Origin of the sequence: Limnobacter sp. 130, assembly GCF_902506325.1 — a bacterium.
Classification (GTDB): Bacteria; Pseudomonadota; Gammaproteobacteria; order Burkholderiales; family Burkholderiaceae_B; genus Limnobacter.
The window spans coordinates 543,602-566,417 of sequence record NZ_LR732328.1; the positions used below are offsets into that span (position 1 = coordinate 543,602).

22 protein-coding genes, 1 pseudogene and 1 riboswitch are annotated in these 22,816 nt (G+C 49.8%); of the genes and pseudogenes, 8 read left to right on the plus strand and 15 right to left on the minus strand.

What is annotated here, in order from left to right:
* Positions 1–29: 29 nt before the first annotated feature.
* From argF to FRIGORI9N_RS02655, 4 genes are all read right to left on the minus strand, one after another.
* Positions 30–941: an ornithine carbamoyltransferase gene (gene argF, locus FRIGORI9N_RS02640; protein WP_159568349.1), complete on the minus strand. Its 912-nt coding sequence runs from the start codon at positions 939–941 to the stop codon at positions 30–32.
* A 37-nt stretch (positions 942–978) separates the two neighbouring features.
* Positions 979–2,160: an aspartate aminotransferase family protein gene (locus FRIGORI9N_RS02645; protein ID WP_371717133.1), complete on the minus strand. Its 1,182-nt coding sequence runs from the start codon at positions 2,158–2,160 to the stop codon at positions 979–981.
* 123 nt (positions 2,161–2,283) lie between these two features.
* Positions 2,284–3,258, minus strand: coding sequence for a complex I NDUFA9 subunit family protein (locus tag FRIGORI9N_RS02650; protein WP_159568350.1), 975 nt, complete (start codon positions 3,256–3,258; stop codon positions 2,284–2,286).
* 19 nt (positions 3,259–3,277) lie between these two features.
* Positions 3,278–5,269: a lytic transglycosylase domain-containing protein gene (locus FRIGORI9N_RS02655; RefSeq protein WP_159568351.1), complete on the minus strand. Its 1,992-nt coding sequence runs from the start codon at positions 5,267–5,269 to the stop codon at positions 3,278–3,280.
* Here FRIGORI9N_RS02655 and FRIGORI9N_RS02660 point away from each other — a divergent pair.
* A complete protein-coding gene (locus tag FRIGORI9N_RS02660) occupies positions 5,268–5,837 on the plus strand; it encodes a 5-formyltetrahydrofolate cyclo-ligase (RefSeq protein ID WP_159568352.1) in 570 nt (189 codons plus the stop codon). The genes FRIGORI9N_RS02655 and FRIGORI9N_RS02660 overlap by 2 nt on opposite strands.
* Here the strand turns inward: FRIGORI9N_RS02660 and metF are convergent.
* The 4 genes from metF to metK form a co-directional block, all read right to left on the minus strand.
* Positions 5,834–6,655, minus strand: coding sequence for a methylenetetrahydrofolate reductase [NAD(P)H] (metF, locus tag FRIGORI9N_RS02665; RefSeq protein WP_159569573.1), 822 nt, complete (start codon positions 6,653–6,655; stop codon positions 5,834–5,836). The genes FRIGORI9N_RS02660 and metF overlap by 4 nt on opposite strands.
* 19 nt (positions 6,656–6,674) lie before the next feature.
* Positions 6,675–7,475, minus strand: a complete 801-nt coding sequence (locus FRIGORI9N_RS02670) for a TlyA family RNA methyltransferase (RefSeq protein ID WP_159568353.1) — start codon at positions 7,473–7,475, stop codon at positions 6,675–6,677.
* Positions 7,476–7,492: 17 nt separating this feature from the next.
* Positions 7,493–8,920 (minus strand): adenosylhomocysteinase, encoded by a 1,428-nt coding sequence (gene ahcY / locus FRIGORI9N_RS02675; protein WP_159568354.1) that lies wholly within the window; start codon positions 8,918–8,920, stop codon positions 7,493–7,495.
* A gap of 31 nt (positions 8,921–8,951) precedes the next feature.
* A riboswitch (S-adenosyl-L-homocysteine riboswitch) is annotated at positions 8,952–9,033 on the minus strand.
* Between the two features lie 77 nt (positions 9,034–9,110).
* Complete coding sequence (gene metK / locus FRIGORI9N_RS02680; RefSeq protein WP_159568355.1) at positions 9,111–10,277, minus strand: methionine adenosyltransferase; 1,167 nt, start codon at positions 10,275–10,277, stop codon at positions 9,111–9,113.
* Between the two features lie 178 nt (positions 10,278–10,455).
* Here metK and FRIGORI9N_RS02685 point away from each other — a divergent pair, with 178 nt between their 5' ends.
* The 5 genes from FRIGORI9N_RS02685 to FRIGORI9N_RS02705 are packed head-to-tail and all read left to right on the plus strand — an operon-like array spanning position 10,456 to position 14,613.
* Positions 10,456–11,322: a lysophospholipid acyltransferase family protein gene (locus tag FRIGORI9N_RS02685; protein WP_159568356.1), complete on the plus strand. Its 867-nt coding sequence runs from the start codon at positions 10,456–10,458 to the stop codon at positions 11,320–11,322.
* Complete coding sequence (locus tag FRIGORI9N_RS02690; RefSeq protein ID WP_159568357.1) at positions 11,319–12,194, plus strand: lysophospholipid acyltransferase family protein; 876 nt, start codon at positions 11,319–11,321, stop codon at positions 12,192–12,194. The genes FRIGORI9N_RS02685 and FRIGORI9N_RS02690 overlap by 4 nt, the downstream gene beginning before the upstream one ends.
* Positions 12,195–12,233: 39 nt before the next feature.
* Positions 12,234–13,109 (plus strand): diaminopimelate epimerase, encoded by an 876-nt coding sequence (gene dapF, locus FRIGORI9N_RS02695; RefSeq protein ID WP_159568358.1) that lies wholly within the window; start codon positions 12,234–12,236, stop codon positions 13,107–13,109.
* Complete coding sequence (locus tag FRIGORI9N_RS02700; RefSeq protein WP_159568359.1) at positions 13,106–13,756, plus strand: DUF484 family protein; 651 nt, start codon at positions 13,106–13,108, stop codon at positions 13,754–13,756. The genes dapF and FRIGORI9N_RS02700 overlap by 4 nt, the downstream gene beginning before the upstream one ends.
* Positions 13,717–14,613, plus strand: a complete 897-nt coding sequence (locus tag FRIGORI9N_RS02705) for a tyrosine-type recombinase/integrase (protein ID WP_159568360.1) — start codon at positions 13,717–13,719, stop codon at positions 14,611–14,613. Before FRIGORI9N_RS02700 ends, FRIGORI9N_RS02705 begins: the two co-directional genes overlap by 40 nt.
* Positions 14,614–14,627: 14 nt before the next feature.
* Here the strand turns inward: FRIGORI9N_RS02705 and FRIGORI9N_RS02710 are convergent, their stop codons facing one another.
* From FRIGORI9N_RS02710 to FRIGORI9N_RS02725, 4 genes are all read right to left on the minus strand, one after another.
* Positions 14,628–15,287: a hypothetical protein gene (locus tag FRIGORI9N_RS02710; protein ID WP_159568361.1), complete on the minus strand. Its 660-nt coding sequence runs from the start codon at positions 15,285–15,287 to the stop codon at positions 14,628–14,630.
* A gap of 72 nt (positions 15,288–15,359) precedes the next feature.
* A complete protein-coding gene (gene earP, locus FRIGORI9N_RS02715) occupies positions 15,360–16,430 on the minus strand; it encodes an elongation factor P maturation arginine rhamnosyltransferase EarP (RefSeq protein ID WP_159568362.1) in 1,071 nt (356 codons plus the stop codon).
* A gap of 69 nt (positions 16,431–16,499) precedes the next feature.
* Complete coding sequence (gene efp, locus FRIGORI9N_RS02720) at positions 16,500–17,060, minus strand: elongation factor P (RefSeq protein WP_159568363.1); 561 nt, start codon at positions 17,058–17,060, stop codon at positions 16,500–16,502.
* Between the two features lie 124 nt (positions 17,061–17,184).
* Complete coding sequence (locus FRIGORI9N_RS02725) at positions 17,185–18,021, minus strand: 16S rRNA pseudouridine(516) synthase (RefSeq protein ID WP_201301395.1); 837 nt, start codon at positions 18,019–18,021, stop codon at positions 17,185–17,187.
* A 259-nt stretch (positions 18,022–18,280) separates the two neighbouring features.
* Here FRIGORI9N_RS02725 and FRIGORI9N_RS02730 point away from each other — a divergent pair.
* A pseudogene (locus tag FRIGORI9N_RS02730) lies at positions 18,281–18,380 on the plus strand (transposase domain-containing protein); the annotation flags it as partial.
* 116 nt (positions 18,381–18,496) lie between these two features.
* Here the strand turns inward: FRIGORI9N_RS02730 and FRIGORI9N_RS02735 are convergent.
* Positions 18,497–19,717: a serine hydrolase gene (locus FRIGORI9N_RS02735; RefSeq protein ID WP_159568364.1), complete on the minus strand. Its 1,221-nt coding sequence runs from the start codon at positions 19,715–19,717 to the stop codon at positions 18,497–18,499.
* A gap of 135 nt (positions 19,718–19,852) precedes the next feature.
* Entirely contained in the window at positions 19,853–20,773 is a 921-nt protein-coding gene (locus FRIGORI9N_RS02740) for an alpha/beta hydrolase (RefSeq protein ID WP_236550784.1), read from the minus strand.
* A gap of 84 nt (positions 20,774–20,857) precedes the next feature.
* Here FRIGORI9N_RS02740 and FRIGORI9N_RS02745 point away from each other — a divergent pair, with 84 nt between their 5' ends.
* The gene (locus FRIGORI9N_RS02745; RefSeq protein WP_159568365.1) at positions 20,858–21,919 is read left to right on the plus strand and encodes an aldehyde reductase; all 1,062 of its coding nucleotides are present in this window, start codon (positions 20,858–20,860) and stop codon (positions 21,917–21,919) included.
* Here the strand turns inward: FRIGORI9N_RS02745 and FRIGORI9N_RS02750 are convergent.
* A complete protein-coding gene (locus tag FRIGORI9N_RS02750; protein WP_159568366.1) occupies positions 21,906–22,796 on the minus strand; it encodes a methylated-DNA--[protein]-cysteine S-methyltransferase in 891 nt (296 codons plus the stop codon). The genes FRIGORI9N_RS02745 and FRIGORI9N_RS02750 overlap by 14 nt on opposite strands.
* Positions 22,797–22,816 lie beyond the last annotated feature (20 nt).

The window sequence follows — 22,816 nt, forward strand, 5'->3', positions numbered from 1 at the left end:
CGATTCAAAAAGGGTTGTTACAGGTCCGCTTACTTGCGGCCCAACAAAAGGAATTCCATCAAGGCTTTTTGCGTATGCAGGCGGTTCTCTGCCTCATCCCACACCACACTTTTGGGCCCGTCAATCACTTCGGCCGCCACTTCCTCGCCCCGGTGGGCGGGCAGGCAGTGCATAAACAGTGCCTCCGGGTTGGCCACATCCATCATTTCAGTGTCTACCTGAAAGTCAGCAAACGCGCGGCGGCGCGCCTTGTTCTCATTCTCAAAGCCCATGCTGGTCCACACGTCGGTGGTTACCAAGTCAGCGCCTTTGCAGGCGTCCATCGGGTCTTCGAACCACTCATGGTGGGTACCCTTGATATTGGTTTTAGCCGGGTCGATGTTGTAGTCGCTGGGTGTGGAAATATTGACTTTGAAGTCCAGCAATTCCGCAGCTTGTAGCCAGGTGGCACACATATTATTGCCATCGCCCACCCACGCCACTGTCTTGCCTTGAATGCTGCCGCGGTGCTCAATGAATGTAAAAATATCCGCCAGAATCTGGCAAGGATGGTATTCATTGGTTAGCCCGTTGATCACCGGCACACGGCTGTTGGCAGCAAAACGTTCGATAATTTCTTGCTCGTAAGTGCGGATCATTACAATGTCGCACATGCGTGAAATCACCTGTGCAGCGTCTTCCACCGGTTCACCGCGACCCAATTGGGAGTCTTTCGTGTTCAGGTAAATGGCCGACCCGCCCAGCTGGTGCATGCCCGCTTCAAAGCTCAGGCGCGTGCGCGTGGATGCTTTCTCGAAAATCATCACCAGTGTGCGGTCTTGCAGCGGATAGTAAGGCTCATAACGCTTGAATCGCGCCTTCACGTCGCGCGACGATTGCATCAGGTATTCGAACTCAGCTTTACTGATGTCGTTGAATTGCAAAAAATGTTTGATAGGCATTTTTGTAGACCGGCTTGCCTGGCAGGCCGGTTCCTCCTTATGCGGATTGTTCAAGAAACGCTTTAATCAATGGGGCCAATTCCATGGCCAGCGTTTCTGCTTCTTCTTTTTTAATCACCAATGGTGGCAACAAGCGCACCACATTGTCTCGGGTCACGTTGATAATCAAACCTTTGTCGCGTGCAATGGCAACCAGTTCACCGCAAGGTTTCCACAATTCAACACCCACCATCAGACCGCGTCCGCGAATGTCTTTTACACCAGCAATACCTGCCAGCTCGCGTGACAAAACGGCACGAATCAGTTGCCCCATTTGTTCGGCATGTTCCAGCAGACCATCCTCTTCCATGATCTGAATGGTTGCCAGGGCGGCGACTGAAACCAAGGGGCCACCGCCAAAAGTGGTGCCGTGGGTTCCGGGTGTGAATACGTCAGCTGCCGGACCAGCGGCAAGGCAGGCTCCAATGGGCACACCCGATCCAAGCCCTTTGGCCAAGGTAATCACATCAGGCTGAATACCAGCATGCTGATAACCAAACCACTTTCCAGTACGTCCAATTCCGCTCTGCACCTCGTCAATCATCAGAAGCCAGCCTTTGGCCGTACACAGCTTGCGCAACGCCTGAAGGTATTCCGTATCAGCCACATTAATGCCGCCTTCGCCTTGCAGCACTTCCAGCAATACGGCTTGAATTTCCGGATGTTCGTCAGCGGCCTGTTCAATGGCTGCAAAGTTTTTATACGGCACGCGTACAAATCCGCCCGGCAAGTCGCCAAAACCCACTTTGGCTTTCGGGCTGTCGGTTGCAGCAAGCGTTGCCAGTGTGCGGCCATGCCAGGCGCGGTCCATCACAATGATTTTCGCGTTCTCAATGCCCTTTTTGTGGCCGTAGTATTTCGCCAGTTTGATGGCTGCTTCGTTGGCCTCTGCGCCTGAATTACAGAAAAAAGCTTCCTGCATGCCAGAAATTTCGCACAGGCGGTCGGCCAGTTCAGCCTGTTCCACAATGCCGTAAAGGTTCGAGGTGTGAATCAGTTTGCCAGCTTGTTCCGCAATCGCTTTGACCAGTTTTGGGTGATTGTGCCCCAAACCGTTTACCGCGATACCGGAAAGACCATCCAGGTACTTTTTTCCATCAGTGGACCACAGCCAGGCGCCGTCACCGTGGGTGAAGGCAATAGGCTGGCGGGCGTAGGTTTTCATCAAGTGGTCTGTCACGGTAAAACTCTCTATCAGCAGTGTTCAGGCAAAACGCGGGCTCTAAAAACAAACGCAGCCAATCGGTCGACGTGCGGCTGCGTTATGCAAAGCGACATTGTACGATGAATCAAGGCTTAAGGGCTAGTCTTGCCGGTGAGCCCGGGTCCTAAATTCATCAAGATCAGAGGGTAAATGCTTGGCTCTCAAGTATTCATGGGCAACTACGGACAAGCACTCGTAGCTGGGCAAGGGAAACGCTCTGCCCGAGGTCCGAATATTGTCAATTTTCATCGAATCGACATTGTCTCGACTCATGAGCGGCTCTCCGGGTGCCAGTTCCATCAAAAACGCCTGGGCTTTTGCCGCAACATCTGGAATACCGAATATCAGCGGATTCTTGCCCACTGCACGGGCCGAAAGCCTCACCAACTCTTTGAGCGTGAATATCTCGGTGCCGACCAGGTCATAGGTGTTGTGCAGCGTGTCCTTGCCCTGGTCCTCTACACATGCAAATACAGCTTTGGCGACATCACTGACGGACACCGGTTGAAAACGGGCGTCCGCGCCAGCCAATGGAATGAAAGGCGCAATCTTTGCAAGTGAGGCAAAGGTGTTCAAAAACTTGTCTTCACGACCAAACACAACCGAGGGTCGAAGAATTGTCCAGGCCAATCCGCTGTCTTTGACTACGGCTTCACCATCTGTCTTTGAGCGAAGATACATGGATGGTGCAGGGTTTTGTACGCCCACACCCAGCGCGCTAATGTGGACGATGCGCTTTGCACCATGCTTTGACATCGCTGTACACAACGCTTTTGGAAATTCAACATGATTGACCCGAAAGTTCTGGCCATACGGTTTACCCGGTTTGCTGTGAAGCACGCCCAGTAAATTCACGACGATGTCTTGCCCTGAGACAAGGCGACCCAAGGTGGCGCGGTCATGAATATTCGCTTCAACAATTTGACAAGTGGGCAGGGTCAGCAAATGCTTCGCCTTGTCATAGCGACGGGTAGGCACTGTAATTCGGTAACCCGATTTGGCCAGTTGATTACAAACAGCCTGGCCCAGAAAGCCCGAACCACCGATTACCAATACATTTTTCGTTTTACTCATAGCAACAGCATCAACCTAATTACTTGGATCCGTAGATGATACCCAGTCTTTGTTTCAAAGGGGTCGAGGCATTGTTCAACAGCAGGGAATAAGCCACCGTATTGGACATCACGTTCTTCACATAACCCCGGGTTTCATCAAAAGGAATCAACTCTGCAAAAATGGCCCCTTCAATTTGCCTGTCACCCAGGCGGCGTTTCCACAGGGAAGGGCGGCTTGGCCCCGCGTTGTACCCAGCCGAAGCCAGTACGGGTGACTGGTCGTGCTGCTCGAATACCATTTTCAGGTAACTGGTACCCAAGGTCAGGTTGGTTTCAATTTCGGTGATATCAGTTGGTTTGAAGTCGGACAAACCGATTTTCTTCGCTACATACTTGGCGGTAGCTGGCATTACCTGCATCAAACCACTGGCACCCACGCCAGAACGGGCAATGGTTACAAAGCGGGATTCTTGGCGAATCAAGCCGTACACCCACGATTCATCCACACCAATTTCCTTGGTTTTCGCTCGCATATTGTCGCGAAACGGCGTCAGGTAGCGCAAACCCAAGTCATGTTCAGCTTCGGTTCGGTCTGCGGCCGCAATCGCGCGGTCATACAACTGGTTACGTTCAGCCCAAGTGGCAGCAGCAAGTAATTGCCGGTCGTTCATTTGCGCAACTTGCAGGTTGAACTCCCAGAATCCTTCTGTACGCAAGCCCGCATCGTAAAGCGCAAGTGAGCGTGCTAGGCCCGGGTGTTTTTTTGCCCAATCCAGCTCTGCAGCACTCAACAATTCGGGTCGCTTGGGTGCTGTAACCGTATCACCCAGTTCTTCGTGAGCCAGTTTTCCATAAAAAGAAAACGGACTGCTGGCTTTGATCCATTCTTGTCTGGCCTCCACCAATTTGCCTGACTGTGCCATAGCGCGTCCGCGCCAGTAGGTCCAGGCCCGGTCTTCTTTCACGTTAGGGCTCATCTCATTGGTGGCCTGAAGCACTGCATTCCAGTCTTCTAAAAGGAGTGCGGCGCGCACTTTCCATTCCTGTTGTTCCTGGCTCATCACGTCAGGGTTACTGCGCTTGAAGTAATTCAGTGCGTTTCTGTCCCACACCAAGCCGGCACGGTACCCAACGTGTGCCCATAACCATTGTTCCGAGCTTGGTGAAAGTTTGCTTTGGTAGTTTTCTGCAATTTGTCGTGCCACTCGTTCGTGGTCATCGACAGCTTTTCTGGCCAGTGCGCCTGTCAAATAAAGGTCAGTGTCCGTAGAGCGACTTGGAGATTTAAGATACTTGTCGGGATTGAAAATAGCCTCCCTCAAAGTTTGGCTATCAATTGCTTTGCCCCAAGCGGTGTCGTTGAATTCTTCAACGAACTTGATCGAATTTGTCAGCTGGTTTGCAGCCACCATTTGCAACACATGGCGATCCAGGTCCTGCGCGCTAACGCCTCCGCGCTTGTAAAGATTTTTCAATAACACCCGGCATGTTTTGGGCAAGCGTTTGTCAAACCCCAGTACAGCATCCAGTTTGTATCTCACCAACTGACCCTGCTCGGCGGAGTACATCAAGTCGGCACACTCAACCCCTTGATCTGGGCGATAACGCAAGTGTTGTCGCTGTTCCGCATAATCGGTCCATTGGGCGGTACGCGCAAGTTGCTCCAGCCAGTCGCGTCGTAGCGTTTCAGCAGGCCAACTGTTGTCGTGTTTGTTCAGCAACGGCAAAATTTCAGATTTATTCCATACCAATTCCTGGTCAGGGAATTGCTTCTCCACACCTTTCTGAAAAAAGCGAAACTGCCAAATGTCCACGTAGGGTCTAAATATGCTTTTTTGCGGCAGGTCGGCGGCCAAGCGGTTAAACTTGTCATACGCGCCATCGGCATACGCAGATTTGATTTGTTTGATCAACTCTGAATCACTTTCCTTGCTGGCCAAAGCGGGTTGAAATGCCATAGCGCCCAATACAAACAAGGGTAGCGAAATCCAACGTGAAATGTGGTGAGAAATTGTCATTGTTCCTGTCATGAAAAAATCATTGCGGCAAAGTGCGTTGGCCTATCGAAATCAGCTGCAGCTTGATGAAAGCCATGCGCTGAGCCAAGACATCTCGATTTCTGTCTCAACTCTACTCCAAACATTCCAGCCTTGCACTGTGGGTCTGTTCTATCCCACGCGCGGCGAGCCGAATGTACTGGGCATCATGAATAATTTGGCCCTTAATGCCTTTTTATGGGCCTTGCCAGTGTGTTGCGAGTCCCCAACAGAACATTTTTTGCAGTTCGCGCAGTTTGCTCCCGACCTGGAATTGGAAGTTGGTCGATACGATATACCAGTTCCAAAATCCAAGTCCTGGGTTCAGCCTTCTGTCTTGATTGTTCCATGTCTCGCCTTTCACAGGAAAGGTGCCAGACTGGGATATGGCGCAGGTTGGTATGACCGCACTTTGAGTCAAATGTCGCACAAGCCCCTGGTAGTCGGTGTTGCCTACGCTTCGACTGAATCCACGTATGACTTTTCAGAAAAGCATGATGTGCTGCTCGATTATATTGCTACTGAGCGAGAGCTGATTTCCACTCGCCCAGGGTGTTCTTAATAGCCGATTTGATCCAGAACAGACAACGTTGGTTGTGCATTGTTCATGGTGTAAAAGTGCAGACCGGGGGCACCTTCCTTAATTAGTTGTTCGCACAGGTTCGACACGACCTCCAGCCCGAACGCGCGAATTGACTCTCGATCGTCACCAAAATGTTGTAATCGGGTGCGCATCCATCGCGGAATTTCTGCACCGCAAGCGTCAGAAAAACGGGCAAGTTGACTGAAATTCGTGATCGGCATAATGCCGGGGATCAACGGTATTGAAACGCGATGCTGAACCTGATCACGGAAATACAAAAAAGCATCCACATTGAAGAAATATTGCGTAATCGCTGAATTTGCACCGCAATTCACTTTGTGTACAAATGCATCCACATCGGCTGCTGGGCTTTTTGCTTGTGGGTGTGTTTCTGGATAAGCGGCTACCTCGATAAAGAAATGATCGCCTGTTTCCTGTCGAATAAACTCCACCAACTCGCTCGCATAGCGAAACGAGCCTGTCTCCAACATGCCAGAGGGCAAGTCTCCACGAAGCGCGACGATACGCTTGATTCCGTTTTCTTTGTATTGTTTCAGCAAAGCGGCTACTTTCTCTTTGGATGAGCCGACGCACGACAGATGTGGCGCCGCCTCTTCGCCTGAAGCCTTGATTTCCAGCACAGTTGAAAGTGTTCCGTCCTGGGTTGTACCACCGGCACCGAAGGTTACCGAAAAAAACTCGGGTTTTCGTTCAGACAGTTTTTCACGCGTAGCGCGCAATTTCTCTGCGCCTTCATCTGTTTTCGCGGGGAAAAACTCAAAGCTGATATTCATCATGGTGTGTTTATTCACTGTGTTATTGGTTCTCCGCAGCAAGTGAATTCTTCGCTGCGTACACAAAATATTCCTGGTTGCCGTCACCACCCTTCAACTCACACGCGAAAAAATCATTCACGGTCAGGTCGAGTAGCGCGCAGCAAGTCTTCACATCGTTTTCCAGTTGAGCAATGAGGTTCTCGAGGTATTTCACCAAACCATTTTTCCCAATGTGTTCTGGTCCAACTTCAAATTGAGGTTTAACCAAGAACAAACCTTCGCAATTCGCAGGCATAAGCAGCGCGATATTGGGCAGCACCTTGCGAAGTGAAATAAAACTCAAATCTGCCACAACCAGCTCAAAAGGCATGAATTCTGGTTTCAGTCTGACGATGTCCTGCTCAAGTTCGCCGGCATTCACTTTGTACAAGTTGATGCCTTCCATGGCCATTACAGCAGGATGTGCTCTCAGGCTGGGGTGTAGCTGATCCCGTCCAACATCAATTCCTGTCACGCTGAGCGCCCCACGTTGAAGAAGGCAGTCAGTAAACCCCCCGGTAGATTGCCCCAAGTCAATACAACGCTTGCCGCGGACTTCAATTTGGGTGTGTTCAAGCGCATGGTGCAACTTCAATCCACCGCGCGATACAAAACTAGGGGCATCGCAGTGAATCAATTCCAACGTCATGAAGGGCTCGATCTGCTGCGATGCTTTTTTGACAACAACAGGGGCATGAACTACACCATTGCGTACCAACACTTTTCCTTGCTCAATCAAAGTCTGTGCTTGCGCCCTTGAGGGGCACAAGCCTTTTTCAACCAAGGCCAGGTCAGCGCGCAAGGGTAGGTCTGTCCTGATTAATAGCGGTAGTGGTCCGGCTTGTAAGGGCCGTCCTGATTTACGCCAATGTAGCTCGCCTGTGCGGTGCTCAGTTCAGTCAACTGCGCGCCAATTTTCATCAAGTGCAAGCGGGCTACTTTCTCGTCCAGGTGCTTGGGCAATACATAAACACCCACGGGGTAGTTTTCCGTATTAGTCCACAGCTCGATTTGTGCAATCGTCTGGTTGGCAAAGCTTGAAGACATCACGAAAGAGGGGTGGCCAGTGCCGCAACCCAGGTTCACCAAACGACCTTCAGCCAACATGATAATGCGCTTGCCATCCGGGAAAATAATATGGTCAACCTGTGGTTTGATGTTTTCCCACTGGTATTTCTTTACGCTAGCAATGTCGATTTCATTGTCAAAGTGACCAATATTGCAGACGATGGCCTGGTCTTTCATCTTGACCATGTGGTCATGGGTGATGATGTCCTTGTTGCCCGTGGCAGTCACAAAAATGTCAGCCTTGTCTGCTGCATAATCCATGGTCACTACGCGATAGCCTTCCATGGCAGCTTGCAGCGCACAGATCGGATCGATTTCTGTAACCCAAACCTGGGCAGACAGGGCGCGCAATGCCTGAGCAGAGCCCTTGCCCACGTCGCCATAACCAGCAACAACAGCCACTTTACCGGCAATCATTACATCGGTTGCACGCTTGATACCATCCACCAGTGATTCCCGGCAGCCATACAGGTTGTCGAATTTGGACTTGGTTACAGAATCGTTTACGTTAATTGCAGGGAAAGCCAAGTCGCCCTTCTTGTGCATTTCGTACAAACGGTGCACACCAGTTGTGGTTTCTTCAGTCACGCCCTTGATTTCTTTCAAGCGCTTGGAATACCAACTTGGGTCAGTCTTCAGCGTTTTCTTAATGGATTCAAACAGGCAAATTTCTTCTTCGCTGCCTGGGTTGTTCAGTACGCTGATGTCTTTTTCAGCCTTGGTGCCCAGGTGCAGCAACATCGTTGCATCGCCGCCGTCGTCCAGAATCATGTTGGAATAACCACCATCTGCCCATTCGAAAATGCGGTGGGTGAAATTCCAATAGTCGGTCAGCGACTCGCCTTTGAAGGCGAACACAGGAATGCCGGCGGCAGCAATTGCGGCGGCAGCATGGTCTTGTGTTGAATAAATATTGCAAGAGGCCCAGCGCACTTCTGCACCCAGCGCTGCCAATGTTTCAATCAGCACAGCTGTTTGAATGGTCATGTGCAGTGAACCGGTGATACGGGCGCCTTTCAAAGGCTGGGATACCGCAAATTCCTTGCGAATGGCCATTAGGCCAGGCATTTCGGTTTCTGCGATTGCAATTTCTTTGCGGCCAAAATCGGCCTGAGACATATCGGCTACGAAAAAATCGTTTTCGCCGTTAGCGGTGATAGGTTTTGCAATGGCGTTCATCACGCCCTCCTTTTTAAAGTTCATAAAGAAAGAAGCGTGAGCGCCGTTGTTTATTTCTTGTTCGAGCCTAGCACCCCAAAAAGCATGGGTGTGTCGCAACGCTCCTCGAACGGCCTAAATTGTAACAGGGTTGGTTCAGGAAGGCCAAGCGGTATTCAAGCGAGCCCTGTCCTGATCAACCCTGTTGGTGTCAAATGCCTGCGGCTGCTTTCAACGCTTCGGCTTTGTCCGTGCGTTCCCAGCTGAATTCTGGTTCCTCGCGGCCAAAGTGGCCATAGGCGGCTGTTTTTGCATAAATCGGGCGCAGTAAATCGAGCATCTGAACGATACCTTTGGGACGCAGGTCGAAATGGGCTCTGACCAATTCTGTAATTGCGCCGTCGTCAATTTTTCCGGTACCAAAAGTATTTACCATGATGGAAGTAGGGCGTGCCACGCCAATCGCATAGCTCACCTGCACCAGGCATTTTTCTGCCAAACCAGCTGCGACAATGTTTTTGGCCACGTATCGACCTGCGTATGCGGCGGAACGGTCTACCTTCGAGGGGTCTTTGCCGGAAAATGCACCACCACCGTGGGGTGCGGCACCACCGTAGGTGTCCACGATAATCTTGCGACCAGTCAAACCACAATCGCCTTGAGGTCCACCAATTACAAAGCGGCCAGTCGGGTTCACCAAATAACTGATGTCGCCTTTGATCAACTCTTTGGGCAACACCGGTTTGATGACCTCTTCAATCACCGCCTCCCGCAGCGTAGCCAACTCGATGTCCGGCGAATGTTGTGTGGAAAGTACAACGGTGTCGATGCAATAAGGTTTTCCGTCTACATACTTGATCGTCACCTGCGATTTCGCATCGGGGCGCAGCCAAGGCAGTCGTCCATCCTTGCGCAACAGGCTCTGGCGTTGAACCAGCTGATGAGAAAGGCTGATCGCCAGCGGCATCAACTCACGGGTTTCATTGACAGCATAGCCAAACATCAAGCCCTGATCGCCAGCGCCTTGGTCCAGGTCGTTGTCATGGGCTTTGTCCACGCCTTGAGCAATGTCCGGACTTTGTCGGTCGTAGCAAACCATCACCGCGCAGCTTTTGTAGTCGATACCAAAATCGCCATTGTCGTAGCCGATTTTTTTCAAGGTATCACGCGCCACTTCGATGTAATTTACCTGCGCAGTGGTTGTGATTTCGCCAGCCATTACCACCAAGCCAGTGTTGGTCAAGGTTTCGGCAGCGACTCGTGCCTTGGGATCTTGTTCGAGAATTGCGTCTAATACCGCATCAGAAATCTGGTCTGCTACCTTGTCTGGGTGACCTTCTGACACGGACTCAGAGGTGAAGAAGAATTCGTTAGACATTAAAAAAGCTCCAATAAAACAGGGGGTTATTACAGCCGCCATGTTCGATTGAAGCCCGGCGACGCTTTAGCAGATTTGTTTTAGTTCGCCCCGCAAGTTGTCATTTAACTCAGCGAACTTGGGAAATATACAACATTTGGAGGCGAAGGCAAAGCGAGGACTGGTTACAATCTGCCCCATGATCAAATATTTGTTCAAAGTCCTGTCTGTATTTCCCTTGCCAATCCTGCACGCACTAGGCGCATGGTTGGGTTGGGCGGTATATGGTTTGTCGGCCAGTTATCGTCGAAAAATCGATGTCCACTCAAAAATCGCTTTTCCTCACAACGAGTCCTTGCGCTTGGCGGCTGTGAAAGGTTCGGTCAAGCATGCCGGAATGGCACTTTTGGAATTGCCTTTCCTTTGGGGATTGTCGACGCAAAAGGGTGCAGGGCGCTGTACCGATATTTCTGGTTGGGATGTTGTCCAAAAGGCTCAATCCAAAGGAAAAGGGGTTATTTTCCTAACCCCGCACATGGGCAGTTTTGAGTCCACGGCCCAGATATTTTCCACTCGCGCACCCATCACGGTCTTGTATCGCCCCAATCGCAAGGCAGAACTCCAAAATATCATCGAAGACAGCCGGGCCCGCGACAATGTCGCCTTGGCTCCCACCACGATTGGTGGTGTGAAAATCTTGCTCAAAGCCCTAAGGCGAGGCGAAGCGGTCGGGATGTTGCCCGACCAGGTCCCGGCCCAAGGCGAGGGCATTTGGGCTCCCATGTTTGGTCAGCCTGCTTACACCATGACCTTACCGGGTCGACTGCATCAGTCAACCGGCGCTGTAATTGTTCTGGCAATCGGTTACCGAAAACCGGGTGGTAAAGGGTTTTGCCTTGAGCTTTACCCTGGCCCAGAATCTCTGAGTCCTGATCCCGTAGAGGCCGCCACACAAGTGAATGCTGAAATGGAAAAACTGATTCTGATGCATCCCGATCAATATTATTGGGGCTATGAGCGTTACAAGCCTCCCAAAGGTCAGCCTGGCCAACAAGGGCAATCATGACGCAGTTATTGATTTCAATCTGGTTTGCTCTCGCGCGTTTGCCATTCTTCGCTTATCGATTCATCTCTACATCGGTGTCTGCATTGTTGGCCCTGGTGCTGTTTGTATTGGCCCGTGAGCGTCGCCGGGTTGCACTCACCAATCTTTCCTTGTGTTTTCCCGACTCGTCCAATTTCCAGCGCATTCGCTGGGCTTTGGCTCATATTTATTTTTACCTGCGTACATTTTTGGATCGGGCCTGGTTATGGTCGGGTAACGAAAGGGTAGTTCGTGACCGAGTTCGAATAGACAATCCCGAAGCTTTGGCTATTCTTGACACCGAGACTCCCACCATTTTTCTTGCACCCCATTTTTTGGGTCTGGATGCAGCGTGGAGCCGCTTGTGCCTTGAAATCGACATGGTCACCATGTATTCCAACCAGAAAAATCCGGTATTAAATTCGTTGATATTGGAGGGGCGGTCCAAATTCGGGGAGCAATTGCTTTTGTCACGCCAACAGGGCGTGCGTCCCTTGCTTGCAGCAATGAAAAAAGGGCGCCCTTTGTATTATTTGCCCGATATGGACTTCGGCGAGCGCGACTCTGTGTTCGTGAATTTTTTTGGTGTCAAAGCAGCCACTGTCACGGCGGTGGCCAGATTATCGAAATTGCTCAAGGCGCAGGTCGTGCCCGTCACCACGAGATACTGCAATGGCCGTTACCTCATCCATATTCACGAACCTTTACCCAATTTCCCGCTGGAAGATGACACGGACTCTACACAAGCCATGAATCACCACATTGAGTCTTGGGTCAAAGACAACATTCCACAATACTTGTGGTTGCACAAACGATTCAAAACCCGCCCAGAGGGTGAGTCAAGAATATACTGACACCTGAATTAAACAGATTGATGGCTCAACAGATCAAAGATGACTAATCCGACAACACTCAGGTTCACCAAAATGCACGGTGCGGGCAACGACTTCGTTGTGCTCGATAACTGTGCCGGTCAAATTGACCTTAGTCCTGGGCTGATCAAGCGACTCGCCGACCGCCATTTCGGCGTGGGTGCAGACCAGGTCCTTGTTGTCGAATCTTCTTCGCAGGCCGACTTCAAATACCGCATCTTCAATGCAGACGGACAAGAGGTACAACAATGTGGCAATGGCGCACGTTGTTTCGCGCAGTATGTGTTTGACAAAGGGCTCACTCAGAAAAATCAAATCACAGTGGAAACACTTGCTGGTATTATTCAGCCCGAATTGATCAGGCACAATTGGGTCAAAGTCAACATGGGGCCCGCTGAATTCAGTCCTGGCAATGTGCCATTTATTTCAGAAGGTTTGGTCACCCGAAAAGCGGGTGCCCTAACGCAATACAAGCTCCCGATCGATTTAGGTCCTGAGCTCGAAGAGCTGTGGGTTGGCGTCGCTTCCATGGGAAATCCGCATGTTGTGATACTTTTGGAACAACCTGCCTCTGATGAATTGGTTCAGCACCTCGGCGCAACCCTGGAATCACATCCCCGTTTTCCCGAGAGGGTCAATGTCGGTTTTCTTCATGTGGTGGATCGCAGCCAGGTTCACCTTCGCGTCTATGAGCGCGGCGTGGGAGAAACTCTGGCCTGTGGAACAGGAGCATGCGCGGCAGCTGTCGTGGGCATGAAAATGGGGCTTATTGCCGAGCGTGTAGACGTGGTCAAAGCCGGTGGAACGCTTACCATTGAATGGAGTGGGCAACAGGACAGTGATGTTTTGATGACAGGCCCAGCGCAAACAGTTTTTGAAGGAGAGTTTTACTTATGACTGACGAGGCCGTTCAGGTTGCCGATTTTTTGAAGGCACATCCCGATTTCTTAATCAAGAACCCGGGTATTTTGGCTTTCATCAAATTGCCCGAGCAAAGCACCGGGAATGTGGCTTCGCTGCACGAGCGTCAAGTTCAAACCATGCGTGAGAAAGTCAAATCACTTGAACTCCGTGTCGTTGAATTGACCCATGCTGCGGTTGAGAATCAAGCCATCATCGGCAACTTGCAGGCGATTACCCGCACATTGTTGACAGTCAAAGATGCAGTCGATCTACCTGCCGTGCTGGTAGACGCAATCCAAAAGAAATTTGTAGTACCAATTGTTCGTTTACAGCTGTGGAACGAAAGCGATTGTTCAATCGGTGATTCCGACAAGAGCCGGATTGATGACATGAAAAATCTCTATTGTGGTTTTGCAGAAAATGCGCCGACCTTGTCGTTATTTGACGGAGAGCAAGTGGCACCCCGCTCGGTGGTGTTGATCCCTTTGCGTATTGGTGCCAGTCCGGTGACCTTTGGTTGTCTGGGTTTCGGCTCACCAGACAAAGACCGATTCTCGCCAACTTTAGAAACCGATTTTCTGAATACACTGGCTGAAACCGCATGCGCCGCACTGAGCAGACTCCAGAATCCGCAATCCTGATTCAGCGGTATCTGGATTTTCTGCGCCTGGAGCGTCGTTACAGCGACAACTCTGTGAAGGCTGCTCATCGTGACCTGCTTTTGATTCGCAGCCCACATGACCAAGTCACAGCCTCAGTACTCAAATCAATCCTCGCCCAGCGTCATGCAAATGGCGCTGCGCCAGCAAGCCTCGCCCGCATTGCTTCAAGCTGGCGGGGTTTTTTTAAATATTTGCTTAACAACGGCGCAATCGAGGCTGATCCCACCTTGGGCCTCAAAACACCCAAACTGCCTCGATCATTGCCCAAGGCGGTGGGAGTTGATCCTTTGGCAGCATTGCTTGCCATACCGCTTCCGCAACGGTTTCGGTTCGCCCAGGCGCATGTATTAATTGAACTTTTGTACTGCACTGGTTTGCGAATCAGCGAGGCTTTAACACTTCGGGTTGACGTCTTGAACGGGGCCGCAGAACTGCGGGTTATCGGGAAGGGAAGCAAGACCCGAATTGTGCCTGTGGTCGATGCGCTGCAAACGCGTTTCAAAGAATTTGTAGAACCTCGCCAGCGTCATTTGGTCAAGCTGGGCCGGTTGCAAGAAACTTCACTGTTCGTGTCCGCCAAGGGGCAGGCATTGACTGTCAGGCAAGCCCAGCGAGACGTCGCTGACCATGCTGCGAATTGCGGTTTGGGTCAACATCTGCACCCGCACATGCTGCGTCACTCTTTTGGAAGTCATTTGTTGCAAGGTACGCAAAATTTGCGAGCGGTTCAGGAGTTGCTGGGGCATGAATCAATTGCATCCACGCAGGTGTACACCGCACTCGATTTTGATCACCTTTCCAGCGTCTATGACAACGCATTTCCGCGTGCCAAATAAGTAAATGCGCGGGTTTAGAGTGCGGATAGCAAACGCGTGGCCGCCAAACCCAATGTTTCATTGTCTTGGCGTGAAGTGTCGTTCGCGATCAGGCGGTTCAACATCTTTGCTGTGTTGTGTGTTGGATCATTGGCACTGAATCGTTCCCGTGCCTCGATCATGGAATCAATCACAGTGTCGGCATCACTCCCGGCATTCTCTTTTGCATAGAGAATCGCCACAGTGTCCGCAAACAATTCTTGTTTGTAGACCATCTCTGGCTTTGGTCCAAAGCTTCCGGTGTGCTGAATACCACGAAACTCGTCCTCATTCACTTCGTAATTGGCCACGAAAGAACGACTTTCCCGGAAACAGTGTCCCATTTCGTGAGCAACGGATGCTGCAATAATTTTTGGCCATTGTGCGCGGTTGTTTTCATTCAAAAATCTTCCCCATTGTGCCCACGCCGTTTCATTGGTGTTCACAATAACCACGCATTTACCGTTGGCATAAGCCAAGGCACCAAGGGGAGTAGGTTCTGGGCGCTCCGTTACAATCAAAGAGGGTTTTGTTCGCATGTCAGATTCCAGTTCGATCATGACTTCTCTTGCGATTTGCTCAACTTGTTGTGCTGGCAGTTGTGCCAGGTCAATTGAGCCAAAACCCAAACCCAGAGAAAGAAGGAATGACAGCATGGTTGAATCCAAGCGTTGAACTTGAATTCAGTGTCTGCCTTCCCTGTGTGTTTCTTTTTGCTGAGAAAAGCCTTATAAATCAGGCTTTTCAAGCAAAGTAGGAGTCTGCAAACGGCACCATGTAAGAACTTCCTTTACAAGTTCCCGACCGTTTAGAAGTCGAGTTTGCCACCTCATCGCATGGGTTTGTAATTCGGGTAGGTGCGGTAAAAGCGCTATCCAAATCTCGCCAAAATCGGCCTCTGTATCAATACCGTTCCAAGCCAGCCAGCAATTCCAAAGTGCCACTTTGCAATCCGCGTCAAGCCCCTCGGCATAAAGCTCGTAAAAGCAGGTCAGTTTTTCGGCATGTGCATTGTCTTCGGTGGGGTAAATTTGCCAAATAAGTGGTTTGCCCGCCAGTTGAGCCCGAACAAATGAATCCTCGCCCCTCACGAACAATACATCGTGTTGCGCCAGCAATTCATCAAATTGACTTTGAGGCACGAATGGGAGCAGCTTTGCGCAATCTTGCGCTTTAAGCGCCATTCCATTCCCGGCAAGTCCAATTCGTATCGTGTGTTCGCGCTCATTCATCGAGTTGCAGGCATCAACTAACTCCCTTACCGGCGCATTCGAATAGGCAAAAATGAAAATATCGAGACCTGTCTTTTTCGCTTGCGGTGGACAATCAAGCAAGTGCCTTGGGTAGTCGCAGTGAATGAGTCCACCAGTTTTTTCCGTAAAGCCAGGATAAAAAAATGTGGTCATGTGTCCCGTGCTGGGGTCCACAGAGGTACTCAAGTGAAAGCTTTCGACCCATTTTTCGGATGACAGGTAATCAATCAGCAACCACGGAACACCAGGACAATTGTGTTTCAGTGCCACATCAAAACGAAATCGGGTTTGTTCACTCGATGTCCCGAAAGGCTCCAGAATCAGATCTGGCGCTCGCACTGCGGTGTCTTCAATCGCAGCTTGAGTTGCATCAATTAACGTTAACCTGTCAATGTCGTGAGTCGGGTACAGCGCACTAAAAGTAGCAGAGTGGTCATGAAATAAATCTACGCTGTGCCCATTAGAGGCCAATGCTTTGGCCAAACGAAGGGAAAAACCAGCATCGCCGAAATTATCGATTACCTTGCAAACAATCCCGATGTGCATAGCGCCTCATGCCTGAAAATACAAAGGGCCCCAATGGGGCCCCAGCAAGTCCACTGTATTGTGGATAATTTACTTCACGCGGTTGCGGTATTCAGCAGTGCGTGTGTCAATTTCAATCTTGTCACCAATTTCAACAAATGCAGGCACTTGAATTTCAAAGCTGGTTGGCTTGATGCGGGCTGTTTTCATGATTTTGCCTGAAGTGTCGCCGCGCACTGCGGGCTCCGTGTATTCAACTTCTCGAATCAGGCTTGTCGGCAATTCCACAGACAGCGCCTTGCCGTCATAGAACACCACTTCACATTCCATGCCATCATCAAGATAATTCAGTGCGTCGCCCATGTTTTCGGCTTCCACTTCGTACTGGTTGTAATCCGCATCCATTAAAACGTACATCGGGTCTGCAAAATAGGAGTAAGTGACTTCCTTGCGTTCCAGTACCAGCAGCTCGAACTTCTCGTCCGCCTTATAAACGCTTTCCATGCCTGCGCCGGTCAGCAGGTTTTTCATTTTCATTTTTACAACGGCGGCGTTACGGCCTGATTTGTTGTATTCGGTCTTCAAAACCACCATGGGGTCTTTGCCAACCATAACCACGTTGCCTAGGCGAACTTCTTGTGCTGTTTTCATGAGTTTGATGAGGATTTAAAATTCAAGCCCCGTATTGTACTCGAAGTGTTTGTTGGTACAACACACTTTCTAGTTCGAATTCGGGGCATTTTTAAAGGGTTAATGGGAAAGAAAGCCTTTTAATTCAGGCAGCTTTTGCTGACCCTCTGTTCAGCACCGGGCTTGGGTCTATCTCTATATAAGAGCCAGGTGGTAAATCCGCGGGTAACTCGTAAGGTCCAACAGCGCGACGGTGCAATCTCTCTACATGATTGCCAACAGCCGCCACCATCCTTTTTACCTGGTGATACTTACCGGTTGTAATGCCCAGTTCAAGTCTGCCATCTGTCGTCAGGCTGGCCCTGCTGGCATAAATAATCTCCGGTTCGTCATCCAGGTCTACGCCTTCCAGTAATCGTTGCAATTGCAATTCCGTGAACGGGCGGGCACCAGCCACTTCATAGATCTTCTCGATCTCTTGTTTGGTGCCTACCTTCCCACTAATCAGGCGGTGAATAAACTGACCATCGTCCGAGAACAGTAAAAGCCCGGTTGTGTCCACATCCAGCCTACCCGCAGCCTGCAAGCCACGCTTTATATAGTGCTTGGGAAGCAAATCAAACACAGAAGGATTGTGGCTGGGCAGGTGAGAAGTCTCATACCCCGCCGGTTTGTGCATCAACAAGTACTTGTACTGGGTAATTTCAAAGGTATTTCCATCAATTAAAAGGGTATCGCCCAATGAAATTTCATCAATTTCGGGATCAAGTCGAGTTTCGTTCCGAAAAATCTCTGAATTCCAGAAAATATTTTCACACTCGCGTCGACTCCCAAGTCCTTGTGATTGCAGTATTTTTACGCTCGGTCTAACTTTCATGTAAAGATTCTTTGAATTTATTTGCCAAAAGTGTTTGACAGGTTTTGGATTGATGTGCATAATCTCGTTTCTCTGCTGCACGACAAGCAGGACGAAACGAAGCAAGCAAGCGGTTCTTCAAGGTTTTAAGTAGTAGTGAAGAGCAGCAAGGTTAGCAGAAATTTCGAAGCGATCTTTAACAAGTTAACAGCCGATAAGTGTGGGCACTGACCAGATGGGTTTAAGGTTTGTTCTTTTCTCAAAAAGAATGACTTTGAATCACGATTCAGAGTTAGTGCTCACGGAATAAAGTAAGTGAAGTTCAAATCGTCAAGGTTTGAATAACATCTACTCCGTCGAGTTTAGTAAATTTTGCAGAGATTANCCCGCTGGAATATCTAAAGGATGTGATGGACCGCCTGCCCACGCAGCCGTACAGCAGGATCAATGAATTGCTGCCGCACAACTGGAAACCAGCGAACTAATCAAGACGGGTTTGCTGGGGGCTTACTCAGAAAGCACAAAAAAAGCCAGTTCAAATAAACTGGCTTTTTTTGTTTGTTTACTTAGGTGTTTCGTCAGGGGTGCTGACGACGTAGGGTTATTTCAAAACACTGCAATTGGAGCTCACTGAAATCAGTACTTTGCCAAGCGCGGGTAGCGAACGAGGATCCAGTGATTTTCCAGTGTTCAAAAATGCCACCGATATATCTCGTGAAGGATCTGCCCACGTCACAATGTTAATCAAGCCAAGATGGCCATATGCTTTGCGAGCTTTTATGCCGAATAAAGAAAATACATTCTCACCCAGCATGAAACCAGTAGAAAACCTGATTGGAATCATCAAAGTCTGATCGATAGTCAGTGGACCGGCTGGACGGGTGGCCAGCTTAATGGTGTTTTCTTCAAATACTTGGTTTCCATTAAAAGTACCACCATCCAGCATCATTTGATAAAAACGGCTGACTTCGTCCGCGGTTCCATAAATGTTTCCAGCTGGGATGCTGGCGTCCATGAAGCCAGGTGTATTTGAAATGCTGGCTATCTTTTCAAATTCAATATTGAGTGCCCGTTTGGCCAAAACGTTGATCGGGAATACTGGAGTGGCGCCAGTGCTGTAATTAAATGCAGCCAAGTCTTGATGTTTTTTGTTAAGACCATAGGTGAGGTATTTGGCACCAAGTGGCTTCGCGATGAATTCCTGTAGGGCAGATTCAACTGACTTACCGGTAATTCTTTTCACCATTTCGCCCAGAATGTACCCACCAACGATCGCGTGATAAGCCTGTTGACTGCCGTCGCCGCGGTTTGTGTAGCCGGAGTTGATCAAATCGATAACGCTATCCCATTTGAATAGCAGGGATGGATGAGGGTTGCTTATGGGTATTTGAGGAACACCCGCACGATGGGACAGCACTTGTGCAATGGTGATTTTCTCTTTTCCATTGCATGCGAACTCTGGAATATATTTCCCAATTGTGTCGTTGAGTTGAAGTTTTCCCTGCTCTTGAAGCTTATGAATCAACATGGCAGTAATTGCCTTGGAAGCGGAGAACAGACAGATTGGTGTGTCAGGTGTCATTAGCACCTGTTCAACATCTTGGTCGGGATGGTTTGGTGGGGGATTGCCCCTGGCGTGGCCAATTGAACGTTTGAGTACAATTTCACCTTGACGGCGAATGACCATGGTTATGCCTGGCTGCAGTCCTGTTTTGTAAAAGCTTTCTACGCTGTTCCAGATGGCCTCAACGTTATCGCGGGTCATGCTGACATCATAGGGACTTGTTTCTGCTTTTGAGTCGATTTGGGTGACTGATCCCACGTTTCTCGGCACGGAAACTGTGTTTGATTTTTTAAACATAGATTTGGCTTGTCTCGTTGTTGTAAGTATTTGTGTAACTTACAAGTATCATTCCAAGCCAAAGCTCAGGTCAATTGAGTTTTTAGGGCGGACTCTCTAGCCCTTGATTGGACCCGTTTTTTCGCTGTTTTGATGAAGTTTGCGCATGAATGCTTCAATAGGTTTTGCGGTACTGCCTTTGAAAAACAAGAGGGGCGACAGTGTGCCGATTAAGGTGATGTGATCAGTTCCGTCTACGCTTTCTACGGTCGAGGTATTACCTGCCTTTGTTAGCGCGTTGTTCAGTGCGATGGTATTTCTCTCGATGCTGACTAAGGTATCGCTTTCGGGAGCGAGTAGTAGCGTTGGTGCATTGCCTTTGTTGGCGTAATCGATTGGTTGGGACTTTGTCGGGTAGTTGGGGTGATTAAAGACAGGCTGTACATCGGTGTCTTTGATCGGGTAAATGTTGTAAGCACCGGCCAGGCCGATTAGTCCTTGGACCTTTGTTTGGTGTTCAAGGCCTGCGGCGTTTAACCAGCGGGGATCAAGGGCAAGCATGGCTGCGTTGTACGCGCCGGCACTGTGGCCCATCAAAACATATTGTGTGGCGGGGTTTAGCTTGATGTATTCAGGCTTGGCCAGCTCTTTGCTCAGGTGCGCAATACTTTGTGCGCCATCTTCCAGAAAATCGGGATATTGAACTTCGGGATACAGGCGATAGTTAGGTACGGCAGTGATGTACCCCATGGAGGCGAGACGTCGCCCAACAAATTCATATTCTGATTTGTCACCCCGATTCCAGCTTCCTCCATAAAAGAAAACAACAACTGGCGTGCTGCTGAACTCTTCATTGGCGTTGTCTGGCAGGTACAAGTCGTATTTGAGCTTGGGGTGGGCACCAAACTCAATATTTTCCTTTACCTCAGCGGTGTAAATTTTTGACACGGAGTTGACGACTTGAAGCGCTGAGCAACCACCCAGGAGGATGAATGGAATGACTTTAAGCGTGCGTAATAAATTCAATGTTGATTTCATGGGGTGCTACAGTAGTGCGCAAGGGCAGTGCTGGTAATGGGTGATGCTTTATATTAAACAGAATTTGAATGCAGGATGATGAAGATGGTAGCAATTGACAAGAACAAGCCGATCTGTGTGACGGGCGCGTCGGGATATATCGCCAGCTGGATTGTGAAGTATTTGCTGGATGACGGGTTTTTGGTTCATGCAACGGTGCGCGATTCAAGCAAAGAAAGTTCGGTTGCCCACCTGTTGAAGGCGGCCAATGGAGCCAAGGGCACGCTGAAGTTGTTTGACGCCGATTTGATTCAAGAAGGTAGTTTCACGAAGGCAATCGAGGGGTGTGAGTTGGTTATTCATACTGCTTCGCCTTTCGTGATTAAGGGGTTTACTGATCCCTATGAGGCATTGATTCGCCCGGCAGTGGAGGGTACCGACAATGTTTTAAAGTCTTGTAACGCTGTGGAATCGGTTCGCCGAGTTGTGCTTACCAGTTCGGTCGCATCGATTTATGGGGATGCAGTTGAAATTTTGAAGGCACCAGGTGGTGTTTTCACTGAGCAGCTTTGGAATAACACTAGTAGCGAAAGCCATCAGCCTTACTCGTATTCGAAAGTGATGGCCGAGCGAAGGGCTTGGGAAATTTGTAAGAATCAATCTCGATGGGACTTGGTGACAATTAATCCAAGTTTGGTTATGGGGCCTTCTTTGACCACACAAACCCAATCCACAAGTATCGACGTAATGCGGGACTTGGGTAGTGGGCGACAGCGCACTGGGGTCCCTTTGCTGGAGTTCGGCATTGTTGATGTTCGTGAGGTGGCCAAGGCTCATATTTCGGCGGGATTTAATCCAGATGCGGAGGGACGTCATATTTTGTCTGCCCACACCGCGAGCTTGTTGCAAATGGCCACTATTCTGCGTGCACGTTTTCCAAAGTATCCACTGCCCAAGAAGCAGTTGCCAAAGTTTTTAGTAAAGTTGGTAGCGCCGATTGCGGCAGGAGTCAGTCGTGATTTTATTCAGAAGAATGTGGGTTATGCGCTGAAATTCGATAACAGTCGTTCCACGAGCAGCTTGGGTGTTAGATACAGACCTTTAACAGAAACTTTGTGCGAGCATTTCGCACAAATGATTGAAGACGGGTTGCTCAAGCGACGTTGACCGATGCTGATGTTTGGCCCTGTTCCCAAAGGTGCAGGGCCTTTTTACGTTCACTTTGCCAGCGATACTGCCCCAGTTCCCCTGTGGCTTGTATGACTCGGTGACAAGGAACAAGAAAAGCGATCGGGTTTTTCGCAATGGCGCTTCCCACCGCACGGCTGGCCGAAGGTTTCCCGATGTGAGCTGCGATTTGTTGGTAGCTGGCCAAGTGCCCTAGAGGCAAATGCATCAACGCTTGCCAAACCTGAAGTTGAAATGGGGTGCCTCGCAAGTGCAAACACACATCGAATGGAGGCTGTGCAGCTGGGCGAAAAATTTGCGCGATGATGCTCTCCGCTTTCTTGTGTGACTCAACGAAAGTCGCTTTGGGATACAGCCCGGCGAGCGCATTGGCCCAACTCCCATAGGTCAATTCATCGGTTTCGAACTCGAGGCTATTTACCCCTTTGTCTGTGAGGCAAATGAATACTTGACCGAACGGGCTGACCGCCTGCCCAATCGTGAATGTTAAATTCAAGCCTTGCGTTTTGATCTCCCCTGGTGTCAAGGCCTCGAACTTCAACATCAAGTGATGGAGTTTGCTGCCGCTTGTGAGCCCGAGTTCAGTGGACGTTTGAAGAATGCTTTTGCCGGAGGCAATCAGCTTGCGGGCGTGATCCTTCTGCAGGCAATGGAAAAATTGTTTGGGGCTGATTCCAGCCCACTCTGTGAACGTGCGCTGCAGGTGATATGACGAGGTGTGCAAATGTTTGGCCAGTGTGTCAAGTTTGAGCTCGATTTGCGGTTGATCTACGCCGAAGCCGCTTGCGTTTTGCTCCAGTAGCTGAATTGCTTTTGCAATCAGTTGGTATTGCTTGTGGTTATAAAATGGTGCCACGGCTGTGCGCTGAATGGTTG

Coding starts and splice junctions, on each gene's coding strand:
- FRIGORI9N_RS02660 (WP_159568352.1), top strand. CDS start 5,268: ATGAAAAAATCATTGCGGCAAAGTGCGTTGGCCTATCGAAATCAGCTG.
- efp (WP_159568363.1), bottom strand. CDS start 17,060: ATGAAAACAGCACAAGAAGTTCGCCTAGGCAACGTGGTTATGGTTGGC.
- FRIGORI9N_RS02655 (WP_159568351.1), bottom strand. CDS start 5,269: ATGACAGGAACAATGACAATTTCTCACCACATTTCACGTTGGATTTCG.
- earP (WP_159568362.1), bottom strand. CDS start 16,430: ATGCACATCGGGATTGTTTGCAAGGTAATCGATAATTTCGGCGATGCT.
- FRIGORI9N_RS02700 (WP_159568359.1), top strand. CDS start 13,106: ATGACTGACGAGGCCGTTCAGGTTGCCGATTTTTTGAAGGCACATCCC.
- dapF (WP_159568358.1), top strand. CDS start 12,234: ATGACTAATCCGACAACACTCAGGTTCACCAAAATGCACGGTGCGGGC.
- FRIGORI9N_RS02685 (WP_159568356.1), top strand. CDS start 10,456: ATGATCAAATATTTGTTCAAAGTCCTGTCTGTATTTCCCTTGCCAATC.
- FRIGORI9N_RS02745 (WP_159568365.1), top strand. CDS start 20,858: ATGGTAGCAATTGACAAGAACAAGCCGATCTGTGTGACGGGCGCGTCG.
- FRIGORI9N_RS02740 (WP_236550784.1), bottom strand. CDS start 20,773: ATGAAATCAACATTGAATTTATTACGCACGCTTAAAGTCATTCCATTC.
- argF (WP_159568349.1), bottom strand. CDS start 941: ATGCCTATCAAACATTTTTTGCAATTCAACGACATCAGTAAAGCTGAG.
- FRIGORI9N_RS02710 (WP_159568361.1), bottom strand. CDS start 15,287: ATGCTGTCATTCCTTCTTTCTCTGGGTTTGGGTTTTGGCTCAATTGAC.
- FRIGORI9N_RS02705 (WP_159568360.1), top strand. CDS start 13,717: ATGCGCCGCACTGAGCAGACTCCAGAATCCGCAATCCTGATTCAGCGG.
- FRIGORI9N_RS02690 (WP_159568357.1), top strand. CDS start 11,319: ATGACGCAGTTATTGATTTCAATCTGGTTTGCTCTCGCGCGTTTGCCA.
- metK (WP_159568355.1), bottom strand. CDS start 10,277: ATGTCTAACGAATTCTTCTTCACCTCTGAGTCCGTGTCAGAAGGTCAC.
- FRIGORI9N_RS02650 (WP_159568350.1), bottom strand. CDS start 3,258: ATGAGTAAAACGAAAAATGTATTGGTAATCGGTGGTTCGGGCTTTCTG.
- ahcY (WP_159568354.1), bottom strand. CDS start 8,920: ATGAACGCCATTGCAAAACCTATCACCGCTAACGGCGAAAACGATTTT.
- metF (WP_159569573.1), bottom strand. CDS start 6,655: ATGATGAATATCAGCTTTGAGTTTTTCCCCGCGAAAACAGATGAAGGC.